Origin of the sequence: Thermomonospora sp. CIF 1 (assembly GCF_001896795.1) — a bacterium.
In the GTDB taxonomy this organism is placed as follows: domain Bacteria; phylum Actinomycetota; class Actinomycetes; order Streptosporangiales; family Streptosporangiaceae; genus Thermomonospora; species Thermomonospora curvata.
This window is the reverse complement of the sequence record NZ_MOYN02000006.1, coordinates 1-18,128: the sequence shown is the minus strand read 5'-3', so window position 1 is coordinate 18,128 and position 18,128 is coordinate 1. Positions and strand designations below refer to the sequence as shown.

Below are 18,128 nucleotides of genomic sequence, written 5' to 3'. Positions count from 1 at the left end.
GGCCGAGATCGCGCACACAGGCGGCGACCACCGGGGAAGGCCGTCGCGGCAAAGGCAGGGCCGTTCGGCGTGCACGCCGGAAGCCTGTGGCGGGATGCGCCGCTGCTGTTCTTCGCCGCCCTCTTCCCGTCCGGAGCGGTCGCGTTCTGGCTGATGAGCCGGGTGGTCGACGAAGAGGTGGCGAGCGCCGCGCGGGATCTGCTCACCGCGCCCGGCCCGGCGCTGACCCTGCTGGTCGGGCCCGCCGTGGCGCGGCGGCCCGGGGGCGAAGAGCACATCCGTCTGCGGTTCGGTGAGCCGAAGCCGCCTTTGCCGCCCGGTGTTCCCGCCGGACGCCGCGGGGTCGCACGGCACCCCGACGGCCGGGCCCGTTTCGTCCCGGCGCGGCGGGAAGGCCTCAGGCCCCCGCCGCCGGTGCGAGCTCCCCGGGCCGGTACTCCGGCAGGGTGTGGACGTGGACGCGGCCGGGCGGCAGGGCCTGGCGGGCGAGGGCGGCGAGGTGCTCGTGGTGGGTGAACACGATCACCTGGAAGCGGTCGGCCATGCCGTCCAGCACCCGCAGGGCGGCACGGGTGCGGGCGTCGTCGAAGGTCATGAAGATGTCGTCGACCGTGAACGGCAGGGCCCGGTCCTCTTGCGCGTAGCGTTCCAGGGAGGCCAGGCGCAGCGCCAGGTAGAGCTGGTCGGCGGTGGCCTCGCTGAGCTGGTGGACGCGCAGCAGCTCACCGCCGCTGCGGCGGGCCACGATGACCGGAGGGTCTTCGTCCGGGTCGAGTTCGACGCCGCTGAAACGGCCGCGGGTCAGCTCGCCGAACAGGTGCCCGGCCCGTTCCAGCACCGGGTCCTGCTGGGCGCTGCGGTAGGTTTCGGCGCACTCCAGCAGGATCGCGTGGGCGATCTCCAGCCGCAGGTACTCTTCGGCCTCCTCGACCAGGGCGGCGCCCAGCGTCTCGGCCTCGGCCGCGGCCTGGGCCGCCTCGGCGGAGCCGTCCAGCCGGTCCAGCTCGGCCTTGCTGCGGGTGAAGGTGTCCTGGAGCCGGGTGCGCAGGCTCTCCAGTTCCTCGATGCGTCCCGACAGCTCCTCCAGGTCGGCCCGGAGCCGGACGGGGTCGGTCTCCGCGGCCTCCGCCATGAGCTCCTCCAGGGAGTGGGGGCCGCAGACGATGGTCTCGGTGAGCTCCTTGAGCTTGCGCTCCTGCTCGGTGTGGCGGTCGCGGCGGCGGACGGCGGCGTCCAGTTCCTCCACCGAACAGGCCCCGGTGGCGCGCATCAGTTCTTCCAGCTCGGCCTGGAGCAGCGCCACGGCCTGGGCGGCCTGGTCGCGTTCTGCGCGGTGCTCCTCCCGGTCCCGCCGCAGCCGGTCGCGTTCTGCGGCGCGGTCCCGGTTGTCCTTGGCGTCCTGGTGGAGGGCGCGGACCAGCAGGCGGCGCTCGGCCGGGTCGGCGGGGACCTCCCTGCCGCACCGGTCGGCCAGGCGGGTCAGCTCTTCGTGGAAGCGCGCGACCTTCCGTTCGGCCTCCTGCGCCTCCCGGTCGATCCGGTCGGCGTCGGCCAGCGCCTCTTCGGCCCTGGCCAGCAGGTCCAGGTCGGCCAGCGCGCCGACGGGCTCGCGGCCGGCGGGCAGCCCGGCCTCACCGAGCAGGCGCTCCCAGCGTTCCCGCCACTCCTCCAGCCGCCGCTCGCAGTGGGCGCAGGCGGCCTCGGCCTCTTCCAGCTCGTGCTCTTCGGCGGCGACCTTCTCCTCGGCGGCGGCGCAGGCGGCGGCCGTCTCCTGCCACTCCTCCAGCCGCTGCCGGCCGAGCCGTTGCAGTTCCGGCAGCTCGGTCCAGGGGTCGTCGGAGCCGGCGGGATGGTCGAGCAGGTCCCGCAGCCGGGCCGCATGGCGGGCGGCCCGGTCGGCGAGCGCCTCGAAGAGGGCTGCGGCGTCGTCCCCCTCCCGCTGCGTCTCCTGCAGCCGCCGCACCTCCTCCAAGGTGTCCGCGGCGGCCTCGGGCGGGGGGACGGGGCCGGCGTAGCCCTCCCACAGGCGCCGCCAGGCGGCCTCCAGCTCCGCTTCCCGGGAGGCCAGGGCGTCGTGGTCGGCCTGGAGGCGGGCCAGTCTCCGCTCGTCCCGTTCGATCGCCAGGCGCGTCTCGCGGAGCCGGTTGACCCGTTCGGCCTCCCGGAACATCCGGTCGGCGATCTCGTCGGCGTGGCGGACGGCCCGCAGGTACTCCGACTCGGTGCCGGGGAGGCCGTCCCAGAGCTCATCGCGCCGGGTGCGGGCCGCGGCCAGGTCCTCGGGGGTGGGCGGCGGGTCGTGGGCGCGCAGGCCCTCCAGTTCCAGCCGCTGTTCTTCCAGGCGTTCGGTCAGCTCGGCGATGCGGTCGGCGAGGTTGCGCCGGTCGTTTGCGATCCGGTCGGCCTCCTGCCGGTGGGCATCGACCTGCTCGCGGGAGGGGACGGCCACGGCCCCGTCCTCGGGCAGCCCCAGCCGCTCCCGGATCGCGGCCGCCCGGTTGCGGTGCCGGTTGACCTCTGCGGCGGTGGTGGTCAGGCGGTGGAGCAGGTCGTCGGGGACGGCGTCCAGGGCCGAGCGCAACGGCCGGTCGTCGGGGACGGGCGGCAGCCCGGCCAGGCGCCGCCGGGCCTGCTGCAGCTTGCGGTGCCGGTCGTCGCGGGCCTGCCGCCGCTCCCGCAGCTCCGCGTCGAGGGCCGTGCGCCTTTCGCTCAGTTCCCGGGCCTGCTCCCGGACGGCCTGGGGGATGCGGTAGCGCCGCTCGTCGGCGAGGGCGGCGTCCGGGTGCACCCGGGCCAGCAGGGCGGCGGCCTCCTCCCGCCGCTCGGCGGCCCTCCCGGCCAGGTGCTCCAGCCGTTCGGCGGCCTCCTGGGCGGCGCCCATGTCCTGCAAGAGGGCCTCGATGGCGTCGGCGTGCGCCGCCAGCGTCTCATCGACGTGCAGTTCCGCCAGCTGCCGGTCGATGTTCTCGATCCGGGTCCCGGCCTGTTCTTCGCTGCGGCGGGCCTGGCGCAGCTCCTCCATCAGGTGCGGGAAACGTTCGGCCGCATCCGGCGGGGCCAGTGGGCCCTCGGCGCGGATCCGGTCGAGTTCTTCCAGCAGATGGCGGCGGCGATTCAGCTGGGGCAGGGCCTGGTCGAGCCGTTCCAGCCGCAGATGGTCGGCACGAAGATCCAGCAGTTCCTTCTTCAGCCGCTCCAGTTCCTGCCGGGCCCGTTCGACCTCCCGTTCCCGGGCGAGGTAGTCGTCGGGGCGCAGCGACGCCTTTCTTTTGCGGGCGTTGGTCTCCTTCAGCTCCCTGAGCTTGGTGTTGATGGCCGGTCTGGTGCCGCGCGGCTTGTACAGCTCCTCCATGCGGGCCTTGATGGCCTCCTGGACGCGGGTCAGGCGCAGCCCGGAGCGGGAGGCGGCCAGCGCCTGGCTCAGCTCCCCTTTGCCGGCCACCAGGGCTTTGCCGCCTTCGCGCAACTCGGTGCTGCTGAGGGCGAACTCGGCGGTGAAGGTCTGCCGGTCGATCCCGCCGAGGACGGCCGAGAGCACGGACTGGTCGATCGGGTCGCCGTCCGGGGTGCGCAGCGGCGCCTTGCGGGATTTGACCCGGACGATCTCCAGCGTGCCGCCGTCGCGGCGGCCGATCAGCGCGCCCAGCCGCAGGTCCCGCTTGGCGTGCACGAAGTCATACGGGGTGCGCTCGTCGATGCCGTACAGCAGCTGGCCGAGCGCGTGCCGGGCGGTGGACTTGCCCGCCTCGTTGGGGCCGACCACCAGGTGCACCCCGGGCGCCGCCAGGTCCAGCGACAGCCCGGTGAAGGGCCCGAAGGCGGTCAGGTCGTAGCGCAGGATGCGCATCAGGTCTCCCGGGACTCGGCGACCATGGCGGCCAGCAGGTCCATGGCCTCCTCGGCGATGCGGGTCAGCCACTGCGGGTCGCCGGGGTCGATGCCGCCCCGCTCGGCGACGTCGGCGGGCAGTCCTTTGCGCAGCAGCTCGCTGCGGGCGACCAGGTCGTGCAGCCGGCCGTGGTCCAGGCGCAGCTCCCGCGCGGTGCGCTGCAGGTCGGCCAGCAGCCCGGCCGTCCCTTCGCCCGGGGTGTCCGGCGGCCGGGTCTCCACCCGCACTTTTTCCACCCAGAGCGCGCCCAGGTCGGTGGCGATGAGGCGGATCTGGTTGACCAGCCGTTCCCGTTCCCGGTTGAGCTCCAGATGGGCGGGGGTGCGGCCGGTGAGGCTGACGCGGACGGCGTGCAACCGCTCCGCCGGCAGGTCCCGCAGGCGCTTGGCCACCAGCGTGGCGGCCTCGTCCAGGTCCTCGGCGCCGGTGACGTCCACCCGCAGGTGCTCCCAGCGGGCCACGTCCAGGTCCCGGTGCTCCACCCCGGTCACCTGCAGGTCGTCGACCGTCACCAGGGTGCAGCCCTTGGGGCCGGTCTCGCGGGCGTGCCTGCCCTGGATGTTGCCGGGGAAGACGATCCAGGGGTCTTCGCAGACCACTTCACGGGTGTGGACGTGGCCCAGCGCCCAGTACTGGTAGCCCTTGGCCTGCAGCTCACCGACCTTGCACGGGGCGTATTCCTCGTGCCCTTCCCGTCCGGTCAGCGCGGTGTGCAGCAGGCCGACGTTGAACAGCCCGCTCAACGGGGCCGGATACCGCACCGCCAGGTTGTCTTTGACCTCGCGCCGGGCGAAGCCCTGCCCGTGCACGGCCAGGCCGAGCCGTTCGTCGCGGAAGGTCTGCGGCTGCGCGGTGTCGAAGACGCGGACGTTGCCGGGCAGCCGCAGCCGCCGGGTGATCGAGCTTTGCGCGTCGTGGTTGCCGGAGATCAAGTAGACGTCGATTCCGGCCTTGCCCAGCGCCGACATCTGCCGGGCGAAGAACAGCCCGGTCTGGTAGTCCAGCCAGTCCCCGTCATAGATGTCGCCGGCCAGCAGCACCGCGTCCACATCCTCGGTGCGGGCCAGCTCGACCAGGTTCTCCAGTGCCCGCCGCGAAGCGGTGCGCAGCTCCTGCGCCGGCGCGCCCTCGTAAGAGGCCAGACCGCGCAGCGGGCTGTCGATGTGGAGGTCTGCGGCGTGCAGCAGTTTCACCGGCGGGTTCCTTCGCTCGGGGGAGCGGCTGCGACGGGTGTGACGGCCGGAGCCTGTGGACAGTTTGTGAGAGTAGAGGACTTCCGTGACGTCCACCGAGGATACGAGCCGGACGGCCGCAACAGGCCGGTCCACCGAGAACGCCGCCCATCACGCGCACGGCGGAGAGCGGTTCCCACCGCCTCGCCAAGCGACCGCACGGGCTGACGGATGCCCGGTGACGCCCACAGGACACGGGCCACCCGTCCGACAGCGCCGGCTCGCGTCCGAACTGCGTAAGCTGCGTGAAGCCGCCGGGCTCACCGCTGAGGTGGCCGCCGGAAACCTGGGCCGGCCTCGCAGCAAACTCACCAAGATCGAAACTGCCCGGCAGATACCCACGGTTGCTGACGTTGAGGCGATCCTCGCCGCCTACGGCGGACGTAACAGCGCCCTCGGCCTGGCCCTGGTAGAGCTCGCACGCAACGTCCGCAAGCGCGGCTGGTGGGTCGCGTTCGATGACGTGCTTGACGGCGGCTTCGCCGAGCTTGAGGACGCCGCCACAACCATCCGAATATGGCAACCGGAAACTGTGCCGGGACTTCTCCAAGCCCCTGCCTACACACGCGAGCTCATCACCGCTGAGATCGACGACCCCACTGAAATCGAACGAAGAGTGCAGGCGCGTGCAACGCGCCGCGCCCGGCTCGAACGCAGCGACGCGCCCATCCTCGACGTCATGCTCACCGAAGAGGTGCTGCGGAGGATGGTGGGTGGCCGGCCAGTGATGCGACAGCAGGTCACCGCGCTATTGCGTGACCTTGAACGGCCGAATGTGTCGATCCGGATCGTACCGCTCGAAGCCGGTGCTTTCCCTGGTCAGGGCCGCGGTGGCCTGACCATGTTCCAAGTCTCTGAAGCCGGCCTCGACCTATCAGTCGCTTATTTCGAAGCAATGAATGGCGGCTGGTACGTCGAGGACGTCGCGAGTATACGAGAGTGCCGCAGACGTTTCGATCAGATTGCGCGTGTGGCACTATCCACGGAAGAGACGGCGAAGTTCCTCGCCCGCATCCGCAAGGAGCTGGAGTGACACACTTTTCACAACCACAGTGGCGCAAGAGCAGCCGATCAGCGGCGACCGGCAATGACTGCGTCGAACTCGCCGACCTCGGCACGGCCGTCGGCATCCGCGACAGCAAGAACCCCAACGGCCCCATCCTGCAGGTGAGCCGCCACGGCCTGGCCCGCATGCTCGAGGCCGCCCGCCGCAGCGCCTGACTCGATCGGCGGGCATCGACCCCTGGACGGCTCGTCCGGGGGTCCGCATATTCATGGGCCAGGAGACGATCAGACGGCCGCCGGGAGGTTCACTGAGGCGTTCCGCATGCGATGAAGGCGAAAGATCGGCACGCAACCGATCGTCCGGGGTTTCCGGGCGCTCGCTCATCTGCTCATACGTCTTCTCACCGCACCGCTTCAAGGGCCGGGGTCTCGGCAACGCCCGATGCCGCAGGTCTTCGGCAACGACTTCCTGATTCACGCCCGATCGCCCAGTGACGGTGCGGGCCGGCCGTCTCTCGAATCCGAGCAGCCCGGTTCAGCGGGCACAGAGGTGATTCAGCGTTGATCCACGGTTGGATTCTTCGTCCCGTCGATCAATGACCGCCTTGACCGTGCAGAAAAGGTTCGGCTTCGGCGGTCGGCGCCCACGGTGAACGCACCGTCTTCGGCGGCCTTGGGACACGCCGAACCCCAGGGCGGTTTTCCAAGATCAGGGCTCTCGTCCTGCGCATCGTCCCGACCCGCCGTGCAGCTCGCCCGGTCTGCGTGCACGGCGCGTCGAGAAGAACCGGCACCTCTCGTCAGCGCAGGACCTGCGCGGCCGAGGGCACCGGTGCGGCAAAGAACCCTTCCGGCTCGCCGTCTTCGCAGGCGATGAGCAAGGCCGTCGCACAGCACACCTGCGGGGACGGCCACGGGAGCCGCTTCCGGTGCTCCCTTCAGCGTCGCGCCGGTGCCGCCGCGACGGCACGGCCCGCAAAGCGCGGTGCCGAAGCCGCGTTCCGAAAAGATCTCACTGGCCCACCTGTGCCCGGCGTTCTCGCAGCTCAAAGCGGGCACCTCACAGCCGGGGACGGCACCGGCCCCAAGGTCCGCCCCGCTGAGCCCCACCCCTGCCTCCCGCAGCCGGGGCCCGAAAGGGGTCAGTTATCGTGACGTCCGAAAAGTCACCGATCGTGCGGGGCGTGACCGCGGGTGGGCGTCCCCGGGGGGAGGGGGCCGACTTGGCCGACAGTCCGCTGGCGGGCAGGGTCGTCATCGACCTGACCAGCGCGCTGGCCGGGCCGTATGCGACCCTCCTGCTGGCCGGGCTGGGGGCGCGGGTCATCAAGGTGGAGAACCCGCTGAACGGGGGCGATCAGGCGCGGGGGAACGCGCCGTATCTGAGCGAGGACGGGCTGACGCTGACGCGGCGCAGCCCGCGGGACATGTCGGTGTCCATGCTGGTGCGGGGGCGGGGCAAGCAGAGCGTGACGCTGAACCTCAAGCACCCCAGGGGGCGGGAGGTCTTCGGCGATCTGGTCCGGCGGGCCGATGTGGTGGTGGAGAACTTCAGCGCCGGGGTCGCCGACCGGCTCGGCATCGGCTACGACTTCGCCGCGCGGCTCAACCCGAAGATCGTCTACACCTCGATCAGCGGGTTCGGGGCGCAGGGCGGTCCGGGCTCCGGCAAGGCGATGGACACCATCGTGCAGGCGCTCAGCGGGCTGATGGCCACCTCCGGGGACCCGGGCGGGCCGCCGGTGCGGTCGGGGCTGCCGCTGGCCGACCTGACCGCCCCGCTTTTTGCGGTGGTCGGCACGCTCGCGGCGTTGATGCAGGCCGAGCGGACCGGACGCGGCCAGCATGTGGACGTGTCCATGCTGGGGGCGCTGACCTCGCTGGTGGCCTGCGAGCCGTTCGACGCCCTGGAGGCGGTCGGGCTGCCGGCGCGCACCGGGCCGGTGATGCCCCGGCTCGCCCCGTTCGGGATCTTCCCGGCCGCCGACGGGTGGTTCGCGGTGTGCGCGCCGACCGACGGGTTCGCCCACGGCCTGCTGAAGGCGATGGGACGAGAGGACCTGATCGAGGAGTTCCGCACCCGGGACCGGCGGGTGGAGCGCGCCGACCGGCTGCACGAGCTGGTCGCCGAGTGGTCGTCGGCGCGTCCGCTGCGGGAGATCCTCGACCTGCTCACCGAGCACGGGGTGCCGGCGGCGCCGGTGCGCGACCCGGCGACGGCCGTGCGCGACCCGCTCGTCCTGGAACGGGAAGAGGTCGTGCCGCTGTCGCACCCCCGCTACGAGCACGCCGGGGAGCTGTACGGGACCGGTGTGCCGATCCGGTTCTCGGCGGCGCGGGCGCGGCTGGAGACCCCGGCGCCGGACCTGGGCGAGCACAACGCCGAGGTCTACGGCGGGTTGCTGGGCTACTCCGAAGAGCACATCCGCGAACTCGCCGAGGACGGCGTCATCTGAGCCCGGACCCGCCGGGCGCCGGGAACCGGCTCCCGGAGCCGGGCCGGTTCCGGCACGGGCTTTCATGATTCTTTCAGGAAGGGCTCAGGGAGCTCCCAGGATCACCGCCGACCGTGGTCGCCATGAGTCAGGCGACCACGCGGATGCCTCCGTCCCCGGCCGGGCACGCCGGGTGCCGGTTCCTGGTCGAGGTGGTCATCCCGGTCCACAACGAAGAGCACGTGCTGGCCGCCAGCGTGCGCCGGCTGCACGGCTACCTGACGGCGACCTTCCCCTACCGTTTCCGGATCACCATCGCCGACAACGCCAGCACCGACCGCACCTGGCGGGTCGCCAGGGCGCTGTGCGCGGAACTGCCGCACGTGACGGCGGTGCGCCTGGACCGGAAAGGGCGGGGACGGGCGCTGCGGCACGTGTGGAGCCGCAGCGACGCCGACGTCGTCGCCTACATGGACGTGGACCTGTCCACCGACCTGGACGCGTTCCTGCCGCTGGTGGCGCCGCTGATCTCCGGGCATTCGGACCTGGCGATCGGCAGCCGGCTGACCCGGGGGGCGGCGGTGGCCCGCGGCGTGAAGCGGGAGGTGATCTCCCGCTGTTACAACCTGCTGCTGCGCACCGCGCTGGCGGCGCGCTTCTCCGACGCCCAGTGCGGCTTCAAGGCGGTGCGGACCGAGATCGCCTGGGCGTTGCTGCCCGAGGTGGAGGACGAGGCGTGGTTCTTCGACACCGAACTGCTGCTGCTGGCCGAGCGCAACGGGCTGCGGATCCATGAGGTGCCGGTGGACTGGGTGGACGACCCCGACAGCCGGGTGGAGGTGTGGCGGACCGCCCTGGACGACCTGCGCGGCATGGCCCGGGTGGCGCGGCGGATGCTGACCGGCGGGTTCGCCGCCCCGGTGCCCGGCCGCGCCCGCAGCGGCCCGCCGCCGGGCATGGCCCGCCAGCTGCCGCGGTTCGCCCTGGTCGGCGGGGTGAGCACGGTCGTCCAGCTGGTGTTGTTCCTGCTGCTGCGCACGGTGATGGGGCCGCTGGCCGCCAACGCGGTCTCGCTGGTGGTGGCCACGGTGGGCAACACCGCCGCCAACCGGCGCTTCACCTTCGGGGTGCGCGGCCGGCAGGGGATGGCCCGCCACCACCTGGAGGGTTTCGCGGTGTTCCTGCTGGGGCTGGGGCTCAGCAGCGGCGGGCTGGCCCTGGTGCACGCGCTGGTGCCGGACGCCTCGCGCGCCCTGGAGGCGGCCGCGCTCATCGCCGCCAACAGCACGGCGACCGTGCTGCGTTTCGTGGCCATGCGGGCCTGGGTGTTCCACCCGCGGCGGCTGCGCGGCCCCGCCCGGTCCGGGACGAGCACCCCCGTCGATGCGGCGTCGATCGATGCGCAGGAGCAGACGCCGTGAGCGCGGCCACGATCCCCGCCCAGGCCGCCGGTGCGGCGAGGCGGCTGCTGTGGGGCGGGCCCGAGGACCCGCGCTGGGTCCGGCCCGCCCTGTACGGGGTGCTGGTGCTGTCGCTGGCGCTGCACGTGTGGAAGCTGCCGGACAACGGCTACGCCAACGAGTACTACGCCGCGGCGGTGCAGGCGGGGACGCAGGACTGGAAGGCGTTCTTCTTCGGGTCGCTGGATGCGGGCTCGTTCATCACGGTGGACAAGCCGCCGATGGCGCTGTGGCTGATGGCGCTGTCGGGGCGGGTGCTCGGGTTCGGGACGTGGAGCATGCTGCTGCCGCAGGCCCTGGCGGGCACGGCGGCGGTGGGCGTGGTGCATGCGACGGCGCGCCGGGCGTTCGGGCCGGTGGCCGGGCTGCTGAGCGCGCTGGTGCTGGCGCTGACCCCCATCACGGTGGCGATCAACCGGGACAACAACCCCGACACGCTGCTGGTGCTGTGGATGGTGCTGGCCGGGTGGGCGACGCTGCGGGCGGTCCAGGCGCGCAGCGGGCGGGCCGGGCTGGGGTGGCTGTCGGCGGCGGCGTTCTTCGTCGGCTGCGGCTTCAACACCAAGATGCTGCAGGCGTGGGTGGTGGTGCCGGCGCTGGCGCTGGTGTACCTGGTGGCGGCCCGGCCGTCGTGGCCGCGGCGGGTGGCGCACCTGCTGGCGGCCGGGGCGGTGCTGGTGGCCTCCAGCCTGTGGTGGGTGCTGCTGGTCGATGCGATCCCCGAAGACCGCCGTCCCTACATCGGCGGCAGCACCGACAACACGGCCTGGGACCTGGTGATCGGCTACAACGGGCTGGGCCGCATCTTCGGCGGGGACGGGCCGGGCGGGTTCGGCCGCGGGGGCGGCGCCAACTTCGGCGGCGAGCCGGGCGGCGGCCGGATGTTCAACGACATCTTGGGCGGGCAGATCTCCTGGCTGCTTCCGCCGGCGGGGCTGCTGCTGGCGGCCGCGCTGGTGTGGTTGTGGCGGCGGCCCCGCACCGATGTGCGGCGGGCGGGGGTGCTGCTGTTCGGCGGCTGGGCGGCGGTGCACTTTGTGGTGTTCAGCTACTCCGCCGGTGGTTTCCACCCGTACTACACCACGGCGATGGCGCCGGGGATCGCCGGGCTGGTCGGCGGCGGCGTGGTGCTCATGGCGGAGGCGCAGCGGCGGTCGGCGGCCTGGGCGTGGGTGCTGCCGGCGGGGGTCGCGGTGACCGGGGCGTGGTCGTTTCAGCTGCTGGAGCGCACCCCGCAGTGGCTTCCCTGGCTGCGCTGGGCGGTGGCCGCCGCGACGGTGGCCGCGGTGGCGGCGCTGGTGGCGCTGCGGCGGGGGACGCGGGGCGCCGCCGTGGTCGCGACGGCAGCGGGCCTGGTCGCCGGGCTGGCCGGTCCGGCGGCGTACGCGGTGGACGCGGCCGGCTCGCCGGTCAACGGCACCAATCCGCTGGCCGGTCCGGCGACGGGTTTCGGTGGCATGGGCCGTGGCCCGGGCGGTCCTCCGCCGAGTGTGCCGCGCGGCGGCCGGGGACCTGGGGGCGGCATGTTCGGCGGGCCTCCTGCCGGCGGCGGCCTGGGCGGGGGTCCCGGCCGCGACCCGGGCGGTCCACCGCCGGGCATGCGGCGCGGCGGCCGGGGACCTGGGGGCGGCATGTTCGGCGGGCAGCCTCCCGGCGGAGGTTTCGGCGGGCGCATGTTCGGCGGGCCGGGCGGCGGCCGGGTCAGCGACGCGATGGCGGCCTACCTGGTGCAGAACCGGGGGAAGGCGACCTGGCTGGTGGCCGTGGGCAGCGCCCAGCAGGCCTCGTCCCTGATGCTGCGCACCGGGGCGCCGGTGATCGCGATGGGCGGGTTCACCGGGAGCGACCCGGCGATGACCGTCGCCAAGCTGCAGCGGTACGTCAAGGAAGGCAGGCTGCGCTTCATCCTCCTCGGCGGGCGCGGAGGCGGCGCCGAGGTGGCGGAGTGGGTGCGGCAGCACGCCACCCCGGTGGACGCCGGTGAGTACGGCGACCCCTTCGGCGGCTCGGGGCAGTTGTACCGGCTCGCCTGACGAACAAACACGCGCAACGACAAGGTCGGCGAACCGATGACGACGATCGACTCACCGTCCCGCCCGGTGCGGCGGCCGCTGCTGGGACGTCCCGAAGATCCGCGCTGGGCCGGGCCGGGGCTGCTGGTGCTGCTGGCGGCCACCGCCGTGCTCTACCTGTGGGGGCTGGGCGCATCGGGCTGGGCCAACGCCTATTACTCGGCGGCGGCGCAGGCCGGTTCGGTCAGCTGGAAGGCGTTCTTCTTCGGCGCCTCGGACGCGGCCGGGGCGATCACCGTGGACAAGACGCCGGGGGCGCTGTGGCCGATGGCGCTGTCGGCCCGGGTGTTCGGGGTGAACTCCTGGAGCATCCTGGTGCCGCAGGCGCTGATGGGGGTGGCCGCCGTCGGGGTGCTGCACGCGGCGGTGCGGCGGTCGCTGGCGGCGGAGGCCGGGCCGCAGGTGGCGGCGGCCTGCGGGCTGCTGGCGGGGCTGGTGCCGGCGACGACGCCGGTGGCGGCGCTGATGTTCCGGTTCAACAACCCCGATGCGCTGCTGGTGCTGCTGCTGACGCTCGGCGCGTACGCGATGGTGCGTTCCCTGGAGCCCGGGGGCCTGCGGTGGCTGCTGGTGGCGGGCGGCTGCGTGGGGCTGGGCTTTTTGGCCAAGATGCTGCAGGCGTTCCTGGTCGTCCCGGCCTTCGCCCTGGTGTACCTGGTGGCGGCGCCGGCGACGGTGCGGCGGCGGATCGGGCACCTGCTGGCGGCGGGCGCGGTGATGGCGGTCGCGGCGGGCTGGTGGGTCGCGATCGTCACGCTGATCCCGGCCGACTCGCGCCCCTATATCGGCGGTTCGCAGCACAACAGCGTGCTGGAGCTGACGCTGGGCTACAACGGGCTGGGCCGGCTGAACGGCGATGAGGTCGGCGGGCTGGGCAACACCGACCAGGACGCCGGCTGGGGCCGGATGTTCGGCCGGGTGATCGGCGGCCAGGTCTCCTGGCTGCTGCCGGCGGCGCTGATCCTGCCTGCGGCGGGGCTGTGGGCGACCCGCCGCAGGGCGCGGACCGACGCGGTGCGGGCGGCGCTGCTGCTGTGGGGCGGGTGGCTGGCCGTGCACGTGCTGGTCTTCAGCCACATGCGGGGGATCTTCCACGAGTACTACACGGTGGCGCTGGCCCCGGCGATCGGCGCGCTGGTGGGCCTTGGCACCGGGGTGCTGTGGCGGCGGCCCGCCGGGACGGCGGTACTGGCCGGCACGGTCGCGGTGACGGCCCTGTGGTCGTATGCGCTGCTGGAGCGGACACCGGATTTCGTGCCGTGGCTGCGGTGGGCGATCGTGGCGGCCGGGGTCGCGGCGGTGGCGCTGATGGCGCCGGGCCGCTCGGCGCCGCGGCTGCTGGGCGGCGGGGCGGCACTGGCCGTCCTGGCGTCGCTGGCGGGACCGGCGGCGTACGCGGTGGAGACGGCCTCCACCCCGCACCAGGGGGCGATCCCCATCGCAGGCCCGCAGGTGTCACGAGGCCCGGGCTTCCCCGGCGACCGGTTCCGGCGCCCGCCGTCCCTCCCCGACGGCATCCGGCCACCGCAAGCGCGCCGCCCGGCTCCAAACAGCGCCCCCGGCGGATTCGGCCCGGGCAACGGTTCGAGCAGCTCCGGCTCAGCCGGTCGAACCGGTGGCTCCGGTCCGGACGCTGGTCTCGGCGGCCCCGGTTCGAGCAGCCGTTCCGACAGGTCCGGTTCAGACAACGACTCCGGCAATTCCGGTTCGGATGGCCGATCCGATGGGCTCAGCCCGGGTGACGGCTCGGGCGGATGGCCCGGCGGATTCGGCCCGGGCGGCGGGTTCGGCTGGTTCGGGCCGGGCCGGCGGCCCGGCGGGTTCGGTCCACGTTTCGGTGGGTTCGGTCCCGGCGGCGGTATGGGCGGGGCCGGGGGTCTGCTGAACGCGTCCACGCCCAGTGCCGAGCTGACCGCCCTGCTCAAGGCCGATGCCTCCGCCTACACATGGGTGGCGGCGGCGGTGGGGTCCAACCGGGCGGCGGGCTACCAGCTGGCCACCGGGAAACCGGTGATGGCGGTCGGTGGTTTCAACGGCACCGATCCGGCGCCGACGTTGGAACAGTTCCAGCGGTACGTGCGCGAGAAGAAGATCCACTATTTCATCGGCGGCGGCATGCCGGGCCGGGCGGGCAGCGGCAGCGACGCCGCCCAGCGGATCGCCGAGTGGGTGCAGGAGAACTTCACCGCCCAGGTGATCGACGGAGTAACGCTCTACGATCTGACCGCCGCGCGATGATCGGCCGGCCCCGGTGGTCAGGCGGGTGCGCGGCGGACGGCCTGGGACTTTCTGGCCGGGGACGCCGGCAGGCCGTCGGAAGTGACGATGAGGGCGACCAGGAAGTCGATCAAGTGCTCGCGATCCACGGCCAGTTCGCCGCGCAGCCAGGTGGAGACCAGTTCCATCGCCCCGCCGACCAGGGTGAGGACGGTCATCTCCACGTCAGTGTCTGACAGCGGCATGTCCTCGGCCAGCTCGTGGGCCTGGGCGGTGAAGATACCGGCCAGGCGGCGGATCAGCGCGTTGCGGCGTCCCCGCAACGCCGGTTCGACCTGGATTTCGTGGGTCAGCAGCCGGGCGTGGCGGGGGTCGGCGATCAGGAAGCCGGGGCCGGCGTTCGCCACGGCGCGCACCCGCAGCGGCAGGTCGCGGGGGGCTGAGCGGACCGCGGCCAAGATGGCTTCTTCGCCCCGCCGGGCCACCTCGTCGAACACCGCCACCAGCAGGGCGTCCAGGTCGGGGAAGTTTTCATAGAAGTAGCGGTCGTTGAGGACGGCCAGTGTGCAGACGCCGCGCACAGTGGTGCCGGCACATCCTCGGGTGCCGAACAGTTCCAGCCCCGCCTCCAGCAGCGCGGCCCGGCGGCGGGCGCGTCGTCCTCCGCTGAGGCCCCGCGGCAGGGGCGCGCAGGTGACGTCACGCACCCGGTTCTTCCTGATCATCGGCATGCTGCCGCCGGCCGCCCGCGAAAAACTCGGTATCTCCTGGAGCGACACCGACGAGCGCCGGCTGCGGCTGCTGGGCCGCGGCCAAAGCGCCCTGCCCGAACGGCTGCGCTACATGCCGATCGCCTACCGCGCCCGTGTCGCCGCCCGTGCCGCCCAGCGCCTGGAGAAGGCCCTGGCCGAACGCCCGATGTGACATCCCGCCCGCCGCATGCGGCCACCGCCGGTCGCGCAGACCTGCTCCTTTGCCGACCAGTGGCCCTGTGCCCCGTGCTGACCCACCGCGCCCCCAGATCGGGGCGGGGCGCAGGGTTTGCCTGGGACAGTGCACGCTGCGCACCGCCTGCGTCCGCTGCGGTCCCTCTCAGCGCACCGCTCGCCGGACGCCCCGGCACCCGGCCACCACCGGGCATGTGTCGGTAAGCCGCAGATGCCGAGGTCCCCGTGGGCTCCGCTGCATCCGGGAGGTGCGGCGGGCCTGGTAGGCGGAAGGGGCGTAGCGGAGGCGTTCGGGCAGGTGGGGAAGGACGCGGGTAAAGAGCGTTCCAACAGCGCGCAGCCGGTGTTCGTCGTCTGCCGTCCAGGTCAGGCCGAGCTTGGTGCGGGCCGCCTGCGGAAGGGTGCCGACGGTGACCAGGTGGGTGAACCAGCCGCCCCTCAGGCCGAACGGGACGAGCAGCGGGCGCAGCGTCACCGGGACAGTCGAGGAGAAGCCGCCCAGCCGGTCCAGCACCCGATGCGCCACCGGGTGCGGTACCAGGGTGTGGGTCAGCATGTCCTCGAAGTAGGCCCAGTAGTCGGCCATCGTGGACGGCAGCATCCGCGCCGGCACTCCCCGAAGCCGTCCCAGCAGGAGGAACTCCTCGAAGATCCGCTGCTCCCGGTCCAAAGTCATCGGTTCGGCGGAAAAGTACCGCGCCGCGGTGACCGTGACGTAGAAGGTCGCAAGGTGCGCCCAGGCCAAAGGACCGGCGGGCAGGAGATGACGCGTCCCCTGCTCCCCGTACACCCAGGGCCGTATGGAGACGAAGTCGTGCACGGCCCGGCTCAGCCGGCGGGTGTCCAGGTCGGTCAGCCGCTCGGCGGCGGCGCCGATGGCCGGGTGCATGGCCTGCAGCACGAACGCGCTGATGTCGGTGATCGCCGCCAGGCGCAGGCCGCTGTAGTCCCACAGGAACGAGCCTGGCCCGAGCGGGGCCGGGGGCACGGGCTCTTCCGGCGCCGTCATGGCCTGTGCTCCGCCCGGCGCGCCGGCGGCTCCGGCGGTCCCGGGTCGGCGCCGTTGAGGATCCGGGCGCCGGTGGCAAGGTCCTGGTCCGACAGCGGCAGCAAGATTCTGGCCAGCGAGGGGCCGGCCGTCTCAGATGACGGCTCGCCCCAAGGCCGCGGGACGAAAGGTTCGTGGAGCACCGTGGTCTCCCTGCGACGGGTGGTGCGGCATCGGTCGTGCCCGCCGGAGGGGAGTACCCGGGCACGACCGATGCCGGTCGGGGGCGGATCACTGGTCGAGGGCGCCTGCCTTGCGGCCAGGTGAACTTTTCTCAACACGCCGTTCCCCTGCGTCGAGACGGGGTCCGGCAAGGGCCGGCAGTCGGGTGCCGCCGAGGTTCCCGCTGCCGACACCCCAGGCCTTGCGTTGAAAAACGTTCAGTGCCCGGTGTCCGTGGACGGCTGTGCCGAAGCCGCGTCCGGCCAGTCGCGGTGCGGTCGCCGTCGTCCGTCCGGTGTCCCCCCGCCGGGCGGGAAGTGGCGCTGCGGCGGCCGCCGCTTTGCCCGGAGGGCGCCTGCAACTCTTCTGCTCGGTCATGCTCGTGCCTTCGGAGGTGGATCCCGGACGCCGCCCCCCGCTTCCTCGGCTACCCGAACCATAGAAGCTAATTAGCGATACGCCAAGAGCTATTGGCGAATCGCCAACAATCATTTACCGTTACTGGTGATTGATCATGAGGTGGCCTGGATCACCCCGTTCCTCCCCGTGGAGCAGCCAGGCCGCCAGAAGCGGAACCGGAGTCGCCATGGACCTGGGCGCACTCGCGGCGACCGTCGTCGCCATGCTCTCCAGCGGGGCCTACCTGCTCGGCGTCGCGTTGTTCAAGGTGGCGGCCAACCGCATGGAGCCGCTGCACGGGTCCCACCCCTTCAAGCTGGCCCGGCAGATGCTCATCACCCCCATCTGGTACGCCGGGGGCTTCCTCGCCGCAGCGGGCCTGGCCCTGCAGTGGATCGCCATGTCGTCGCTGTCCCTGCCTGCCGCTCAGCCGGCGTTCGTCTCGGGGCTGGTGCCGCTGCTGCTGTTTGCCACCGTCCTGCTCGGTGAGCGCCTCACCCCCCGTGAATGGGGCTGCGTCGCGCTGGCGGCTCTGGCCACCCTCCTGGTCGCCCTGTCCTCAACGGGCTTCGGTTCGGCCGGACAGCCGCCCTCGCCATGGGTGGTCGTCGCGCTGACGCTGCCCGCGCTCTCCCTGCCGGTGGCCATGTTCAACTTCGGTGAGCTCTCCCCCATCGGCGTGCACGCCCGCCGGCCCACCGGCGTGGCCTACGGCCTGAGCATCGGCATCCTGATCGGCACCGCCGAGCTGGCCTTGGCGGGCATCGCCCTCTTCCACGACGCCGGCACCCCGATCATGGCCACCCCCTACCCCTACCTGCTCGTCCTGGCCGGCGCCCTGGGGATCGCCCAGTTGCAGATCAGCCTGCAGCGCTGCCGGCTCGCCATGATCGGCGTCATCGCCACGGTGACCGCCAAGACCTACCTGCTGACCGTCTCCCTGATCCTGTACGGCTACGGCTGGCCCGGCGGCCGGTCCGTGCTCCTCCTGGTGACCGGCCTGGCCCTGTCGGCGGCAGCGCTGGCCGCCGTCCCTCCCTACTACGACCCTCCCAAGCCCAAGCAGGAGCCTCCGCCCCCTCCCACCAACGGCCCCGTGCAGCGGGAGCCCCGGCGCATCGTCCCCAAGTACTCCCTGGCCGGGCAGGCGTCGGCTCCCTCCGCGGGCTCCTCGCACATCGGATACGAGAAATTCGCCTTCACCCCAAGAAGCCCGAAGCCGGACGGCGAGAACGTACGCTCACGGAACTGAGCGGACCTTT

General features: G+C 72.8%; 13 protein-coding genes. 8 read left to right on the top strand and 5 right to left on the bottom strand.

The window, feature by feature from the left end; all coding sequences use genetic code 11:
- Nucleotides 1–397: 397 nt before the first annotated feature.
- Nucleotides 398–3,847, bottom strand: a complete 3,450-nt coding sequence (locus tag BUE48_RS02205) for a YhaN family protein (RefSeq protein ID WP_286988593.1) — start codon at nucleotides 3,845–3,847, stop codon at nucleotides 398–400.
- A complete protein-coding gene (locus tag BUE48_RS02200; RefSeq protein WP_286988592.1) occupies nucleotides 3,847–5,082 on the bottom strand; it encodes a metallophosphoesterase family protein in 1,236 nt (411 codons plus the stop codon). Before BUE48_RS02200 ends, BUE48_RS02205 begins: the two co-directional genes overlap by 1 nt.
- A 217-nt stretch (nucleotides 5,083–5,299) precedes the next feature.
- On the opposite strand from BUE48_RS02200, the gene BUE48_RS02195 reads away from it, so the two are divergent.
- From BUE48_RS02195 to BUE48_RS02170, 6 genes are all read left to right on the top strand, one after another.
- On the top strand, nucleotides 5,300–6,154 hold the full coding sequence (locus tag BUE48_RS02195) for a helix-turn-helix domain-containing protein (protein WP_286988591.1): 855 nt from the start codon (nucleotides 5,300–5,302) through the stop codon (nucleotides 6,152–6,154).
- A complete protein-coding gene (locus BUE48_RS02190; RefSeq protein ID WP_012850823.1) occupies nucleotides 6,151–6,342 on the top strand; it encodes a DUF397 domain-containing protein in 192 nt (63 codons plus the stop codon). Before BUE48_RS02195 ends, BUE48_RS02190 begins: the two co-directional genes overlap by 4 nt.
- A gap of 1,007 nt (nucleotides 6,343–7,349) precedes the next feature.
- The gene (locus BUE48_RS02185) at nucleotides 7,350–8,582 is read left to right on the top strand and encodes a CaiB/BaiF CoA transferase family protein (protein ID WP_012850822.1); all 1,233 of its coding nucleotides are present in this window, start codon (nucleotides 7,350–7,352) and stop codon (nucleotides 8,580–8,582) included.
- Between the two features lie 122 nt (nucleotides 8,583–8,704).
- Nucleotides 8,705–9,982: a bifunctional glycosyltransferase family 2/GtrA family protein gene (locus tag BUE48_RS02180; RefSeq protein ID WP_012850821.1), complete on the top strand. Its 1,278-nt coding sequence runs from the start codon at nucleotides 8,705–8,707 to the stop codon at nucleotides 9,980–9,982.
- Nucleotides 9,979–12,054 carry an ArnT family glycosyltransferase gene (locus tag BUE48_RS02175; RefSeq protein ID WP_286988590.1) on the top strand — a complete coding sequence of 692 codons (2,076 nt, stop codon included), beginning with the start codon at nucleotides 9,979–9,981 and terminating at the stop codon, nucleotides 12,052–12,054. Before BUE48_RS02180 ends, BUE48_RS02175 begins: the two co-directional genes overlap by 4 nt.
- A 36-nt stretch (nucleotides 12,055–12,090) precedes the next feature.
- Nucleotides 12,091–14,331, top strand: coding sequence for an ArnT family glycosyltransferase (locus BUE48_RS02170; RefSeq protein ID WP_286988589.1), 2,241 nt, complete (start codon nucleotides 12,091–12,093; stop codon nucleotides 14,329–14,331).
- 17 nt (nucleotides 14,332–14,348) lie between these two features.
- Here BUE48_RS02170 and BUE48_RS02165 read toward each other — a convergent pair whose 3' ends face one another.
- Complete coding sequence (locus tag BUE48_RS02165; protein WP_169312979.1) at nucleotides 14,349–15,017, bottom strand: TetR/AcrR family transcriptional regulator; 669 nt, start codon at nucleotides 15,015–15,017, stop codon at nucleotides 14,349–14,351.
- Here BUE48_RS02165 and BUE48_RS02160 point away from each other — a divergent pair.
- Entirely contained in the window at nucleotides 15,004–15,234 is a 231-nt protein-coding gene (locus tag BUE48_RS02160; protein ID WP_148232896.1) for an oxygenase MpaB family protein, read from the top strand. The two genes, BUE48_RS02165 and BUE48_RS02160, sit on opposite strands and share 14 nt — an antisense overlap.
- Before the next feature lie 168 nt (nucleotides 15,235–15,402).
- On the opposite strand, the gene BUE48_RS02155 is transcribed toward BUE48_RS02160, so the two are convergent.
- Nucleotides 15,403–16,266: an oxygenase MpaB family protein gene (locus BUE48_RS02155; protein ID WP_012850816.1), complete on the bottom strand. Its 864-nt coding sequence runs from the start codon at nucleotides 16,264–16,266 to the stop codon at nucleotides 15,403–15,405.
- Nucleotides 16,263–16,448: a hypothetical protein gene (locus BUE48_RS02150; RefSeq protein WP_012850815.1), complete on the bottom strand. Its 186-nt coding sequence runs from the start codon at nucleotides 16,446–16,448 to the stop codon at nucleotides 16,263–16,265. Before BUE48_RS02150 ends, BUE48_RS02155 begins: the two co-directional genes overlap by 4 nt.
- Before the next feature lie 605 nt (nucleotides 16,449–17,053).
- Between BUE48_RS02150 and BUE48_RS02145 the strand changes: the two genes are divergently transcribed.
- Complete coding sequence (locus BUE48_RS02145; RefSeq protein ID WP_286988588.1) at nucleotides 17,054–18,118, top strand: hypothetical protein; 1,065 nt, start codon at nucleotides 17,054–17,056, stop codon at nucleotides 18,116–18,118.
- Nucleotides 18,119–18,128 lie beyond the last annotated feature (10 nt).

Coding starts and splice junctions, on each gene's coding strand:
- BUE48_RS02205 (WP_286988593.1), bottom strand. CDS start 3,847: ATGCGCATCCTGCGCTACGACCTGACCGCCTTCGGGCCCTTCACCGGG.
- BUE48_RS02180 (WP_012850821.1), top strand. CDS start 8,705: ATGAGTCAGGCGACCACGCGGATGCCTCCGTCCCCGGCCGGGCACGCC.
- BUE48_RS02170 (WP_286988589.1), top strand. CDS start 12,091: ATGACGACGATCGACTCACCGTCCCGCCCGGTGCGGCGGCCGCTGCTG.
- BUE48_RS02155 (WP_012850816.1), bottom strand. CDS start 16,266: ATGACGGCGCCGGAAGAGCCCGTGCCCCCGGCCCCGCTCGGGCCAGGC.
- BUE48_RS02145 (WP_286988588.1), top strand. CDS start 17,054: ATGGACCTGGGCGCACTCGCGGCGACCGTCGTCGCCATGCTCTCCAGC.